We start from the raw sequence: 12,624 nt of genomic DNA, 5'->3' as shown, positions 1-12,624 counted from the left end.
TGCAAGGGGAAGGGGTGCCAAACGTTGCTGCATGCGCGGGAGGCGGCCGCAGCACGGGCGGCTATACGCACTGCTGCGTCGCCAGGTGCATCGCTGCGCTGCGCGTGATGGATGCCAGCCTCCACGCAGCAGCGCAGCACGTGCATGGCGCACTAGCCCATGTACAAACCGCCGTTGACCGCATAGTCCGCGCCGGTCACATACGCGGCGTCGTCGGAGGCCAGCCATGCGCACAGGCCGGCCACTTCGGCCGGCTTGCCGAGCCGGCGCACCGGCACCGAGGTGGCCAGGCGGTCCAGCACATCCGGTGGGAAATTGCTGATGGAAGCGCTGGCGATATAGCCGGGCGAAATGGTGTTGACGGTGACACCGCGCGAGGCCACTTCCTGCGCCAGCGCACGGCTGAACCCATGCATGGCCGCCTTGGCGGTGGCGAAGTTGATCTGCCCGATCTGGCCCTTGTGCGCGCTGACCGACCCAATGTTGACGATGCGCCCCCAGCCGCGCGAGGTCATGCCGTCCACCACCTGCTTGGTGATGTTGAACAGCGAATGCAGGTTGCTGGCAATCACCGCATTCCAGTCGTCGCGGCTCATCTGGCGGAACAGCGTGTCGCGGCTGCCACCGGCGTTGTTGACCAGCACATCGATCTCGCCGACCTCCGCCTTGACCTTGGCAAACGCAGCCATGGTGGAATCCCAATCGGCGGCGTTGCCTTCGGAGGCAACGAAGTCGAACCCGAGCTCGCGTTGCTCACGCAGCCACGCCGATTTGCGCGGCGAATTAGGACCACACCCGGCCACCACCGTGTGCCCGGTGCGCGCCAGTTTCTGGCAGATCGCAGTACCCACACTGCCCATGCCACTGGTGACGTATGCGATGCGAAGCGTCATTGCTTGAACTCCTTCGGAGTTGGGAATGGGGAATCGGGAGTGGGGAATCGGTGGAGCAGGGGCCGCGGTTTCTATTTTTTATGTGGAAGTCAGGAATCGAAACGGCAGCGCAGCGCCGCTTTTGCGATTCCCCATTCCCGATTCCCCATTCCCGGCGCGCGATCAGCGCGCCAACGGAAACAAGCCAAACAGCAGCCCGCCCGCCAGCATCAGCATCGAAATCAGCACCGCCCATTTCAGGGTGAAGCGCTGGTGGTCGGCGAAATCGACCTTGGCCAGGCCGACCAGCAGATAGGTCGAGGGCACCAGGGGGCTGAGTAGATGCACGGGCTGGCCGGCCAGCGAGGCGCGCGCCATTTCCACGGGCGTGATGCCGTAATGGCCGGCGGCTTCGGACAGGATTGGCAGCACGCCGAAGTAGAACGCGTCGTTGGACATGAAGAACGTAAACGGCATGCTGACGATGGCGGTGATCACCGCCAGGTACGGACCCCAGCTGTCGGGAATGACCGCCAGGAAGCTGCGCGACATCGCTTCGACCATGCCGGTGTTGGACAGGATGCCGGTGAAGATGCCGGCAGCGAAGATCAGCGACACTACCGACAACACATTGCCGGCGTGGTTGACCAGGCGGCGGCGCTGCTCGGCCAGGTTGGGGTAGTTGATCATCAGCGCCAGCGCGAAGCCGATCATGAACAACACCGGCATCGGCAGGATGCCCACCACCAGCGCGGCCATCAGCGCCAGGGTGAGCACCAGGTTCACCCACAGCAGCTTGGGCCGCTTCATGTCTTCGGTGTCTTCCACGCGCGGCAGGGCGTCGTTGTCGTCGGGCAGGCTGGTTTCCAGCCAGTTGCCATCGGCCGGCAGGCGCACCACGCCCAGGCGGCGACGCTCGCGCATGCCGAGCAGCCAGGCCAGCGCGATGATGCCGGCGATCGCCATCGCCATGGCCGGTACCAGCGGCACGAACACATCGGCCGGATCCACATGCAATGCGGTGGCGGCACGCGCGGTGGGGCCGCCCCACGGGGTGAGATTCATCACGCCGCTGGCCAGGATGGTCACGCAGGTGAGGTTGAGCGCGTTCATGCCCAGCCGCTGGTACAGCGGCAGCATCGCCGAGACGGTGATCATGTAGGTGGTGGAGCCGTCGCCATCGAGCGAGATCAGCATCGCCAGGATCGCCGTGCCCATGACGATCTTCAGCGGGTCGCCCTTGACCAGGCGCAGGATGCGGCCGACCAGCGGGTCGAACAGACCGGCGTCGATCATCACCCCGAAATAGAGGATGGCGAACATCAGCATCACGCCGGTGGGCGCGATCTTCTTGATGCCGTCGAGCATCATCTCGTTGATGCCGGTGCCGAAGCCGCCGAGTAATGCGAACACGATCGGCACCGTGATCAGAGCCACCAGCGGCGACAGCCGCTTGCTCATGATCAGGTACATGAAGGTGATCACCATTCCGAAACCGAGCGCGGTCAGCATGCGGGCAAATCCTTTGAGGCGTGCAGCAGGGGATAAGTGGAGCGCGCCACCGCGCCGGGCGCGCAGCAGCGAGGGTGGTGCACGCCAGCGCTGGTGGCGGCTAACGTAACGGCGGTGTGGCTGTCATGCAGCAAGGTACAGGCCACCGCATTGGCGGACGGCAGCGCGCCGCTGCAGTGGCGGGGCACAGACGCGGGATGACGCAGGGCGAAGATGCAGGCCACTTAGAAGTCGTACTGGAAGCGGCCGGTGACGGCCAACGTATGATCGACCACTGCATTCATCGTGCGGTCGCGGTTGCGGCTGTCGATGACGTTGAGCATCACGCGCAGGTTCGGCTTGAAATACCAGTTGCCGCCCAGCGTCCAGGACTGCGTGCTGGCGTTGATGAAATCGGGCTGGCCATCCAGATGCTGGTCGCCGCGCATGTAGTCGTAACGCAGTGCCAGCTCGAATGCGCCGGACGGGCGGTTGGGCGTCTTGATGCGGCTGAAGCGGCCGGTCTTGCGGTCGTAGCCGCGCGACTCGCCGGTCACGAACCAGCTGACCAGGCCATAGCTGGCCAGCACCTTGGCATGCTGCGCGCCATCGTCGAGCAGGCCGCCGCTGAACTCGGTCTGCCACGACCACGGGCCGACTACTTCGGCATATTCCAACGACCATTTGTCGAAGTCGGTGTCGCGGCCATCGGCGAAGCGTGCCAGCGTGATGCGGCTGTTGTTGGCGAGATCGTTCTCCGGGCGCGGGCGGATCAGCAGCGGTGAGGCGCCGCCACTGCCGGGATGCGAATAGCGCTCATGCGCCAGCGACACGCCCAGATGGCGTAGCCGCGCGTCGCCCATTTCCGGTGCGAAGGTCAGACGCGTGCCCAGCGCACCGCCCTTGGTGGCCGAATTGTCGATGCTTTCCAGGCTGTAGGCGGCCGTGGACCAGGTGGCATCCGGGCGGCTGGTCTGCCAGGAAATCGCCTTGCGGTAGATCGGTGCCAGCGTGGTCGAGGCGTAGCCGCGTTCCAGGAACGGGCCATAGTTGGAGCCGGTCCGGTCGTCCAGCGAGAAGTACTGCTTGAACTGGCCCACGGTCAGCGTGCCGGCGGAGAACTTCTTGGCAATGTAGACATCGCGTGCCAGGATGCCGCGGCTGCCGGGTTCGTACTGCAGGCCGGCGAACTCCGCCTCGGCCTTGTAGTTGAACCCGTAGAACTTGCCGGCCACGTCCAGCCAGACACGGCGGAATTGGGTGTCGTTACGCTCGGGTGTGCCGCGTTCATCGTTGTCGAAGACGGTGAAGTCCCAATGCACGCGCCCGCCCACTTCGGCGGTCACCGGGCCTTCGTCATCGGCCGCGTGTGCCGCCGGCGCCAGACAGATGGCCGCACAGGCGGTAATGGCGCGCAAGCGCAAGGTGTCGTTGATCACAGACCCTCCCAGGTACATGTGTGCAGCACAGGCAGTCAATCGGCCGCAACCGCGTCACGGCGAGCTGGCTGCAGCCTAGTCCCGCGAAGCTGTCATGGACCTGTCGCGAGACGGGATTGGGGAGTCGGGATTGGGGAATCGCAACAGCGACGGACTGCAGCACATGGTTTGGATGGGAGAGCTTTTGTTGGCGAGGCCTGTTACCTTCCGGCCGCGGTGACGTGCTGTTGCGATTCCCCATTCCCTATTCACGATTCCCTGCCCTAATGCGCCTGTTGCTCGTCGAAGACAACGCCGACCTTGCCGATGCCATCGTGCGGCGCATGCGCCGTAGCGGGCACGCAGTGGATTGGCAGCAGGACGGGTTGGCTGCGGCCAGCGTGTTGCGCTACCAGAGCTTTGATCTGGTGGTGCTGGATATCGGTCTGCCCAAGCTGGATGGATTGCGCGTGCTGGCCGGGATGCGCGAGCGCGGCGACACCACGCCGGTGCTGATGCTGACCGCGCGTGATGGCATCGAAGACCGCGTGCAGGCGCTGGATGTGGGGGCCGACGATTACCTGGGCAAGCCGTTCGACTTTCGTGAGTTCGAAGCGCGCTGCCGGGTGCTGCTGCGGCGCAATCGCGGCCAGGCCAGTGAGGTAGTGCAGCTCGGCGCGTTCGTGTTCGACAACGCTGCGCACACCGTGAGCCTGGACGGGGTGGCGATCGAGTTGCCCAATCGTGAGTACCGTCTGCTGGAAATCCTGATCGGACGGCTGGGCCAGGTGGTGGGCAAGGACGAGATCGGCAACGGGTTGTTCGGTTTCGATGACGATGCCGGCCCCAATGCGATCGAGCTGTATGTGGGCCGGCTGCGCCGCAAGTTGATCGATGCGCCGCTGCGCATCGTCACCGTGCGTGGCGCCGGCTACAAGCTGGAAGAAGCCGACCCGCAGGCCGTCACCGAGGCCGGCAGCGATGGCTGAAGCCCACGCGGTGGCGCCGTCGATCCGGCGCACGCTGCTGCTGTATCTGAGCAGCCTGTCGCTGCTGGGCGCGGTGGTGCTGTTCTTTGCCGCGCGCGATTACGGCGAGCGTGCGGCCAATCGCTCCTACGACCACCTGCTGGTGTCGTCGGCGTTGTCGATCATCGACAGCGTGGCGTTGGTGGGCGGCGATTGGCAGGTGGATCTGCCGTATGCCTCGCTCGACCTGCTGGGCATGGCGCCGGAAGACCGCGTGTTCTACCGCGTATTCGATGCGCAGGGCCGCACCATCACCGGCGAAGACACCTTGCCGCTGCCGCCGCGCGCGCCCGATGGCGAGCGGCCGTTGTTGTTCGACGCCACCTACAGCGGCGAGCCGGTGCGCTTTGCGGTGGTGATGCACCGGGTGGCCTCGGACTCCGGGCAGGGCGAGGTGCGCGTGCAGGTGGGACAGACCCGCCGCGCGCGCGACGCGGTGGCGCGCGATGTGGTGCTCAACGCATTGGTGGCGATTGCAGTGCTGTCGCTGCTGGCGCTGGCGCTGGTGTGGATTGGCGTGTATCGCGCCTTGCGCCCGCTGCAACGCATCGAGCGCGATCTTTCGCGACGCGAGCCCTCCGATCTGAAACCGCTCACCGTGCCCGCACCGCAGGAAATGCAGTTGATGGTCGCCGCGCTCAACCGCTTCATGGCGCGGTTGTCGTCCAGCAACGAAACCCTGCGCGCGTTCATGGCCGAGGCCGCACACCAGATGCGCACGCCGCTGGCCGCGTTGCGTGCGCAGGCACAGCTGGCGATGGACGACGATGACCCGCGCGACATGCAGCGCAGCCTGGTGGCGATCGAGCGCAACGCCAGCCATATGAGCCGCCTGCTCAACCAGTTGCTCAGCGATGCCAGCGTGATCCATCGCGCCAATCTGCAGCGGTTTGCCACGGTCGACCTGGTGGAACTGCTGCACCAGGCGCTGCATGACGCGCTGCCACGTGGCGAGGAGGCACCGCGCGTGCATCTGGCGATCGACCCGCAGCCGGCGCTGTTGCGCGGCGATGCCTTGCTGCTGCGCGAGGCCTTGAAGAATCTCATCGACAACGCCTGCAAATACGGCGCGGGCGCGCCATTGCAGGTTGCGCTGACCAGCGACGGCCACCAGCATGTGCTGACCATCGCCGATCACGGCCCGGGCATTCCCCCGGCCGAGGCCGAGCGGGTGTTCGAGCGTTTTGTGCGCGGCCCGGATGCGCCGGCCGGTGGGGCGGGCCTGGGCCTGGCGATCGTCAAGCGCGTGGTCGAGGCGCACGGTGGCCGCATCGATCTGTCCAATCGCATCGGCGGCGGGCTGATTGCGTCATTGCATTTTCCCGGAGGCATGGCGTGATGCGCGTGGTGTGTGGTGTGGTGTTGCTGCTGCTGTGCGGCCTGGCCTGGGCAGCGCCCGGCGATGTGCGGCGATTTCCGGCCCAGGGCGCGGTGCAGGCGCAGCTGCGCGTGCAGGGCTCGACCGATCTGGAAGTGTTTGGCGCGGTGATCCAGGACTACCAGCGCCTGCATCCCGGCACCGAGGTGATCTACGAAGACGTGATCGCCTGGGACATCTACGAGCAGTATCTGCATCCGGCGGCCAATGCGCCGCAGGCGGATCTGCTGATCAGCGCCAGCATGGATCTGCAGACCAAGCTGGTGAACGATGGCCACGCGCTGACGCATCGCTCGGCGCAGACCGAAGCGCTGCCGGCCTGGGCGCAATGGCGGCACGAAGTCTTCGGCATCAGCTACGAGCCGGTGGCCATCGTCTACAACACGCGCAAGCTCGCCGCCGCGCGGGTGCCGCGTACGCGCCGGCAGCTGCTCGCGTTATTGCGTGCACCCGATGCGCCGTTGCGCGGCAAGGTGGGTACCTACGATGCCGAGCGCAGCGGCGTGGGCTATCTGTTCGCCACCCAGGACGGGCAGGTGGGCAGCATTGCCGGCGCGTTGCTGGCCGCGCTGGGGGCAAACCAGGTGCGTCTGGAAGAACGTACCGGCACCTTGCTGGACCGTGTCAGCCGCGGCGAGTTGTTGCTGGCCTATAACGTGCTCGGCTCCTACGCACAGGCGCGCATCGATGCCGGCGCGCCGCTGGGCATCGTGCAGCCGCAGGACTACACCTTGGTGGCGCTGCGCACCGCGGTGATTCCCAAGACCGCGCCGCACGCGCCCGAGGCGCGCCGGTTCCTGGATTACCTGCTGTCGCCGCGCGGCCAGCAGGTGCTCTCGCGCGAGGCGCGACTGATGCCGATCCTGCCGTCGGCCGGTGGTCGCGGTGGCTCGGCGCAGCCGCCGTTCCGCCCGATTCCACTTGGTCCCGGCCTGCTGGTCTATCTGGACAAACTCAAGCGCCGGCAGTTCCTTGAAGCCTGGCGCGCCAGCACCCAGCCGCCGCGCTGAGCGGTCGCGGAGTGGGCCGACCCGTGTTTCATGGTGAAAACACGCATTGAATGGGCCGCTTGATCGCGGCGAAATTGAGCAGCGCATGCACGCCATGCAGGCGTTCGATGGATGCATTGTCTGCGTGTCTGCCATCCGAGGCGTGCGCGGAGTTCAGTGCATCGAGCGCATCGGCAGCGCGCCTGCCGCATGCCCGGGCCGTCCAGCTCCACGCACCACCCACCTACCGCGCAGCGCAGCGGGAAAGCGACGCAGCCATGTGCCAGACTTGGCGCATGGCCGATCTCACCATCCTCGTCGCCGACGACCACCCGTTGTTCCGTGCTGCCGTGATCCACGTGCTGCACCAGACCCTGCCCACTGCCGAAGTGGTGGAGGCCTCCAGCGCCACCACCTTGAGCGCGATGCTGCGCTCGCATCCGCAGGCCGAGCTGGTGCTGCTGGACCTGGCCATGCCGGGCGCACGCGGCTTCTCGGCGCTGTTGCACGTGCGTGGCGAGCATCCGGACATTCCGGTGGTGGTGATTTCATCCAACGACCACCCACGCGTGATCCGGCGCGCGCAGCAGTTCGGCGCGGCCGGCTTCATTCCCAAGTCCACCCCGGCCGAATCGATTGGCACTGCGGTGGCCAGCGTGCTCGATGGTGGCACCTGGTTCCCGCCTATGACCGCCGAGCGCTCGGAAGCCGATGCGCAATTGGCGGCCAAGCTCGCCCAGCTCACGCCGCAGCAATTTCGCGTGTTGCTGTGCCTGGCCGATGGCCTGTTGAACAAGCAGATTGCGCACGAACTGGGCCTGGCCGAGAACACCGTCAAGGTGCATGTCACCGCCATCCTGAAAAAGCTGGACTGCTATAGCCGCACCCAGGCTGCGGTGCTGGTCAAGGCGTTGGAGCCGGAAGGCGAGGGATGAGCGCACTGCGCGTGTTGCAGGGCACGTGGGCGCTCCGGATACAAGGCCTAAGCGGCTGCGTAGCTAGCTAGTCGCAAAGTGGCGCATCCACCGCTGCAACCGGCTATTACGCGGCAGCCAAGCTCATGCAGCCTGCGGATGCCACATCCTCTGCCGGCGCAAAGCGCGCATCACTGATTCGCCCTGTAGACAATACGGCGTTGCCAAAAATTACGCGGACACCACATCGATCATGTGGCCGGTGCTGAGATGGCGGTGGCGTGCGACCTGATCCAGCACGGTGATCAGTTTGCCTGTCGTGTAGGGATCCATCTGCACGCGTGCTGATGACCCGGGCTGCGCAGCGGCCGGAGCGTCCTGCGCGTGCGCCGTGAATCCGCCTGCGCAGCTGACAATCAACAAGGACGTCAAAAGAAACAGCGTCGTCTTCATCATCGGGCGTCCACCTTGCAGGTGCGGAAGCACGATGATTCAGGCTAACGGCCAGTGCCTGACGTTGAAACGCGAAGTGGTGGTGCACGATCCGACCCCGCCAGGCAGCGGTGCCTGCGCCTGTGCGTTGCCGCACAGACTTACCCGCGCCGCAACAACATCTGCGTGACCAACGCGCGCAGCGCCGGCGGCCGGACCGGTTTGGACAGGAAGCCCCAGCCCGCTTCCAGCGCATGCTCGCGCAGGGCGGGGCTGGGTTCGGCGGTGACCAGGATGACGCGCGGTTCGCGCTGCCATTGCGCCACCAGTTGCGGCAGCAGCATCGGGCCGTAATGGTTGCCCATGCGTACGTCCAGCAGCAGCAGTTCCGGTGCATCGTCGGGGCTGGCCGCGGCCAGCGCGTCGTCGGGGCCGCCGGCAAAATCGACCCGGCATTCCCAGCGCTCCAGCAGTGCACGCGTGGCCTCGCACACGCGCGGATCATCGTCCACGCACCACACCCGACAGCCGTGCAGGATGGGGTCGTTGCCGTGTTCGTGCTGCAGCTGCGGCGTGGGCAATGGCTGCACGATGGCCGCACGTTCGCCCAGCGGCACGCTGACCGAAAACACGCTGCCGCCGCCCAGCGTGGAGCGCAGGCCGATGCGATGCCCGAGCAGGCGGCCGATGCGCTCGACAATCGCCAGGCCCAGGCCTGCGCCACGGTCGTTGGCCACGCCGTCGTCGAGGCGGCGGAATTCTTCGAAGATTTCGTGCTGTAGCGCTTCGGGAATGCCCGGGCCCTGGTCATGCACTTCGATGCGCAGCCAGCCGCCACGCCGGCGGCACCCGAGCAGCACGCGGCCGCGCGGGGTGTAGCGGATCGCATTGGACAGGAAGTTCTGCAGGATGCGGCGCAACAGGGTTTCGTCGCTCAACACCACCGCCGAGGTGGGCACCCAGTCGAGCGCCAGGCCGCGGTCTTCGGCCAGGATGCCGAACTCGCGCGCCAGGGTGTCCAGCAGCGGGCCGATCGCAAAATCGCGGACCTGGGTTTTCAGGCTGCCGGCTTCCAGGCGCGAGATGTCGAGCAGGCTGTTGAGGATGGCGTCCTGCGCCGCCAGTGCGCCGTCGATGTTGTCCACCAGTTGCGCACTGCCGGTGGCGTGCACCTGCCCACGCAACACCGAGACGAACATGCGCGCGGCATTGAGCGGCTGCAGCAGGTCGTGCACTGCCGATGCGACGAAGCGGGTCTTGTAGCGGTTGGCGCTTTCGGCCTCGCGCTTGGCTGCGGCCAGATCGCGCGTGCGCTCGGCTACGCGGTGTTCCAGCGCATCGGCCAGCGAGCGCAGTTCGCGCGCGGCGTTCTTGTAGGTGGTGATGTCGGCGTAGCTGGTGACAAAACCGCCATCGGGCAGCGGGTTGCCGCGGATTTCCAGCACCGTGCCGTCTTCCTTCTCGCTCTCGCGCATGTGCGGTTTGCCGCTGCGCAGATGGTTGAGGCGGCGTTCGATGGCGGCCTCGATCGGGCCGGGCCCGAGCAGGCCGCGGCGCGCGTTGAAGCGGAACAGGTCTTCGATCGGCCGGCCGACCTGCAGCAGCTCGGCGGGAAAGCGGAACAGCTCCACGTAGCGCGAATTCCACGCCACCAGGTTCAGCGCCGCGTCGATGACCACAACGCCTTGCGGCAGATGTTCCAGGCTGCGGCTCAGGCCAGTGTTGGCCTGTTGCGCCGCTGCCACCACGCCATCCTGGGCGGTGCGCAGTTCTTCGGCGTGTTGCTGCAGCAGCGTTTCCAGTTCATGCCGGCTGCGCTGGCGCAAGGCCGACAGCCGGCTACGCTGCTGCACGAACAACCACAGCAGCGCCAGCGCCAGCCACGCACCGGCCGCCGCGATGGCCGCCGCGCGGCCGGCGGCCGCACTGGCGCGGGTGTCGTGCAGCAGGTGCAGGCGCCAGCCGCTCTCGGGCACCTGCAGGGTCTGCCACAGCACCTGGCCACTCAGGGGCGGCATCTGCATCTCCGCCAGCACACCGCCACTGCCGGTGGGTTCGATCACGCGGCGCTGCAGCGGCAGCAGGCGTTGGCTGGCGTACTGGCGGGTGGCCTGCAGTTCGCGCCGGTCACGTTCGCTGAGCGGGGCGAGCATGCGATAGCGCCACTGCGGGCGGCTGGCCAGGAACACCACATCGTGCGCGTCGGAGGCCAGCACGATGTCCGGGGTCTGCAGCCATTCGCGCTCCAGTGCCGCCAGCGCGATCTTGATCACCACCACGCCCTGCACCTGCCCGGCAGGGTCGCGGATGGCCTGGGACAGGAAGTAGCCCGGCTCGCCGGTGGTCAGGCCGATGCCGTAGAAGCTGCCGCTGCCACTGGCCAAGGCCTGTTGGTAGTACGGGCGGAACGCATAATCCACGCCCACATTGCTGCGCGCGCCGCGCCAGTTGCTGGCGGCCAGCGCGATGCCGTCGCGGTTGATCAGGGTCAGCGTGGAAGACTGGGTGACGTTGTTGGCGCGTTCGAGTTTGCGGTTGAGGCGTTCGACCTGGTCGGCCGACAACGGCGCGTCGACGGCCGCGCGCAGGTCCGGGTCCAGCGTCAGGATCTGCGGCAGGGTGCGGTAACGGTCGATGCGTTGCTGCAGCGCCTGCGCATACAGGCGCAGCTGGCGTTGCACGGAGGCGCTTTCCTCGCGCAGTGCGTTCTGTTCGACAAAGTAACCGGCCGCGAACATGGCCACCAGCATCCCGCCCAGCACAATCGACAAGGTGAACAGCAGGCGGCGGCGTTGCGAGGGATACATCGCGCAAGTATGGCGGCGGCGGGCGCTGGGCGCAGCCACCGCACACACGACTGCGGCCGCGTCCCGAAGGAGGCGGCCGCAGGGTGATGCGGGATGAGGCGTTAGCCGTGGGCGCTTAGAACATCACCTGCGCGCGCAGTTCCATCACGTGCGGGGTTTCATGCACGCCGTTGCGCGAGGAATCCACCCAGCTGTAGTTGGCCTGCATCTTGAAGTGGCTGGTGAGGTACCAGTTGGCACCGATGGTGGTGTCGTGCTGACGGCCGCCGTGGACGTTGTTGTCTTCCAGATTCAGGCGGCTGTAGCGTGCAGTCAGTTCGACCGCGCCGTAATCGTGGGCGGGCTTGATGTTGCCTGGCACGCCGCCGGCATAGCTACGCGACTCGCCGGTCAGCGACCAGGTGCCATACACGTACTGGCCCTGGGCGATGAAGTGCGGCTGGCCGGCATTACGCGCCACTTCGGCACGCAGCGCTTCGCTCTGCAGCGAGAACGGGCCGTGGATCCACACCGCTTCCACGCCGGTGCGGATCACGTGATCCACATCGAGGATGGTGCCGGTGTCGATCAGGCGCACATCGGTCAACCCGGCTTCCGGGCGGGCGCGCAGCCGCACGCGCGGGCTGAACGACACGCCACGGCCGTCGCTGAAGCCGCGCGGGTTTTCCACCGAGCCGGCGATGCCCAGGTGCAGCACGTTGCCTTCGGCCTTGAACGGGGTCCAGGCCGCATGCACAGCCTGGGTGGTGCCGGGGTTGTCCCCCTGCAGGTCCTGGCCGCCGTATGCGCCGGCCTGCAGCAGGTACTGCGGGCGTTCCAGGGTCCATTCCACGCCGGTCCGGCGACCCTGGAACACCGCCTGCACCGGCAGGCCCAGTTCCATGAAGCTGCCCGCACGCGAACTCTGCACCGCTTCCAGGCCCACCGGCACCTTCATGTAGCCCAGGCGTACCCGGCCGTAGTCCTGGCCCAGCAGCGCCTTGGTTTCGAAGCGGAAGAACACGTCAAGCCACAGCTTGGCTTCGAAGTCGAAATACACCATGGCGTCGTAGACGCCCTTCTTCTTCAAGGTGGCGCCGAATTCCTTGCGGCGGAAATCGGTGCGGTCTTCCAGGCGGTCGTCGCCGGAGAAATTGTTGTCGTCGTAGGCGTAGTTGCCGGTCAGGCCGACTTCAGTGCCGTCACCGAAGGTGTACTTGGTGGGCCAGTTCTCGATCGAGGTGGCGGCATGGGCGGCGGGCGCGGCGGCGATGGCCAGCGCAAGAACGAGCGGATTGAGGCGCATAGGAATGATC

10 protein-coding genes are annotated in these 12,624 nt (G+C 66.6%); 4 read left to right on the top strand and 6 right to left on the bottom strand.

Features of this window, described 5'->3' with window-relative positions:
* Window positions 1-152: 152 nt before the first annotated feature.
* The 3 genes from phbB to XCC_RS17385 all read right to left on the bottom strand — a co-directional run bounded on the left by phbB (window position 153) and on the right by XCC_RS17385 (window position 3,802).
* Window positions 153-893: an acetoacetyl-CoA reductase gene (phbB, locus tag XCC_RS17395; protein WP_011038453.1), complete on the bottom strand. Its 741-nt coding sequence runs from the start codon at window positions 891-893 to the stop codon at window positions 153-155.
* Between the two features lie 162 nt (window positions 894-1,055).
* The gene (locus XCC_RS17390; protein WP_011038452.1) at window positions 1,056-2,384 is read right to left on the bottom strand and encodes a CitMHS family transporter; all 1,329 of its coding nucleotides are present in this window, start codon (window positions 2,382-2,384) and stop codon (window positions 1,056-1,058) included.
* 224 nt (window positions 2,385-2,608) lie between these two features.
* Window positions 2,609-3,802 (bottom strand): OprO/OprP family phosphate-selective porin, encoded by a 1,194-nt coding sequence (locus XCC_RS17385; RefSeq protein WP_011038451.1) that lies wholly within the window; start codon window positions 3,800-3,802, stop codon window positions 2,609-2,611.
* A 266-nt stretch (window positions 3,803-4,068) separates the two neighbouring features.
* Between XCC_RS17385 and XCC_RS17380 the strand changes: the two genes are divergently transcribed.
* From XCC_RS17380 to XCC_RS17365, 4 genes are all read left to right on the top strand, one after another.
* Window positions 4,069-4,770 (top strand): response regulator transcription factor, encoded by a 702-nt coding sequence (locus tag XCC_RS17380; protein ID WP_011038450.1) that lies wholly within the window; start codon window positions 4,069-4,071, stop codon window positions 4,768-4,770.
* The gene (locus XCC_RS17375; protein ID WP_011038449.1) at window positions 4,763-6,148 is read left to right on the top strand and encodes a sensor histidine kinase; all 1,386 of its coding nucleotides are present in this window, start codon (window positions 4,763-4,765) and stop codon (window positions 6,146-6,148) included. The genes XCC_RS17380 and XCC_RS17375 overlap by 8 nt, the downstream gene beginning before the upstream one ends.
* Window positions 6,148-7,197: an ABC transporter substrate-binding protein gene (locus XCC_RS17370; RefSeq protein WP_011038448.1), complete on the top strand. Its 1,050-nt coding sequence runs from the start codon at window positions 6,148-6,150 to the stop codon at window positions 7,195-7,197. Before XCC_RS17375 ends, XCC_RS17370 begins: the two co-directional genes overlap by 1 nt.
* A 275-nt stretch (window positions 7,198-7,472) precedes the next feature.
* Window positions 7,473-8,111: a response regulator gene (locus XCC_RS17365; protein WP_011038447.1), complete on the top strand. Its 639-nt coding sequence runs from the start codon at window positions 7,473-7,475 to the stop codon at window positions 8,109-8,111.
* A 210-nt stretch (window positions 8,112-8,321) separates the two neighbouring features.
* Here the strand turns inward: XCC_RS17365 and XCC_RS17360 are convergent, their stop codons facing one another.
* The 3 genes from XCC_RS17360 to XCC_RS17350 all read right to left on the bottom strand — a co-directional run bounded on the left by XCC_RS17360 (window position 8,322) and on the right by XCC_RS17350 (window position 12,614).
* Window positions 8,322-8,543 (bottom strand): hypothetical protein, encoded by a 222-nt coding sequence (locus tag XCC_RS17360; protein WP_228442214.1) that lies wholly within the window; start codon window positions 8,541-8,543, stop codon window positions 8,322-8,324.
* A gap of 140 nt (window positions 8,544-8,683) precedes the next feature.
* Window positions 8,684-11,329 (bottom strand): hybrid sensor histidine kinase/response regulator, encoded by a 2,646-nt coding sequence (locus tag XCC_RS17355; protein WP_011038446.1) that lies wholly within the window; start codon window positions 11,327-11,329, stop codon window positions 8,684-8,686.
* Between the two features lie 115 nt (window positions 11,330-11,444).
* Window positions 11,445-12,614: an OprO/OprP family phosphate-selective porin gene (locus tag XCC_RS17350; protein WP_011038445.1), complete on the bottom strand. Its 1,170-nt coding sequence runs from the start codon at window positions 12,612-12,614 to the stop codon at window positions 11,445-11,447.
* Window positions 12,615-12,624: the final 10 nt, after the last annotated feature.

Source organism: Xanthomonas campestris pv. campestris str. ATCC 33913, assembly GCF_000007145.1.
GTDB classification, from domain to species: domain Bacteria; phylum Pseudomonadota; class Gammaproteobacteria; order Xanthomonadales; family Xanthomonadaceae; genus Xanthomonas; species Xanthomonas campestris.
Note: the sequence above shows the minus strand (reverse complement) of the source record. Positions and strands in the feature narration are given on the sequence as shown.

Coding starts and splice junctions, on each gene's coding strand:
- phbB (WP_011038453.1), bottom strand. CDS start 893: ATGACGCTTCGCATCGCATACGTCACCAGTGGCATGGGCAGTGTGGGT.
- XCC_RS17390 (WP_011038452.1), bottom strand. CDS start 2,384: ATGCTGACCGCGCTCGGTTTCGGAATGGTGATCACCTTCATGTACCTG.
- XCC_RS17380 (WP_011038450.1), top strand. CDS start 4,069: ATGCGCCTGTTGCTCGTCGAAGACAACGCCGACCTTGCCGATGCCATC.
- XCC_RS17375 (WP_011038449.1), top strand. CDS start 4,763: ATGGCTGAAGCCCACGCGGTGGCGCCGTCGATCCGGCGCACGCTGCTG.
- XCC_RS17370 (WP_011038448.1), top strand. CDS start 6,148: ATGCGCGTGGTGTGTGGTGTGGTGTTGCTGCTGCTGTGCGGCCTGGCC.
- XCC_RS17365 (WP_011038447.1), top strand. CDS start 7,473: ATGGCCGATCTCACCATCCTCGTCGCCGACGACCACCCGTTGTTCCGT.
- XCC_RS17360 (WP_228442214.1), bottom strand. CDS start 8,543: ATGAAGACGACGCTGTTTCTTTTGACGTCCTTGTTGATTGTCAGCTGC.
- XCC_RS17355 (WP_011038446.1), bottom strand. CDS start 11,329: ATGTATCCCTCGCAACGCCGCCGCCTGCTGTTCACCTTGTCGATTGTG.
- XCC_RS17350 (WP_011038445.1), bottom strand. CDS start 12,614: ATGCGCCTCAATCCGCTCGTTCTTGCGCTGGCCATCGCCGCCGCGCCC.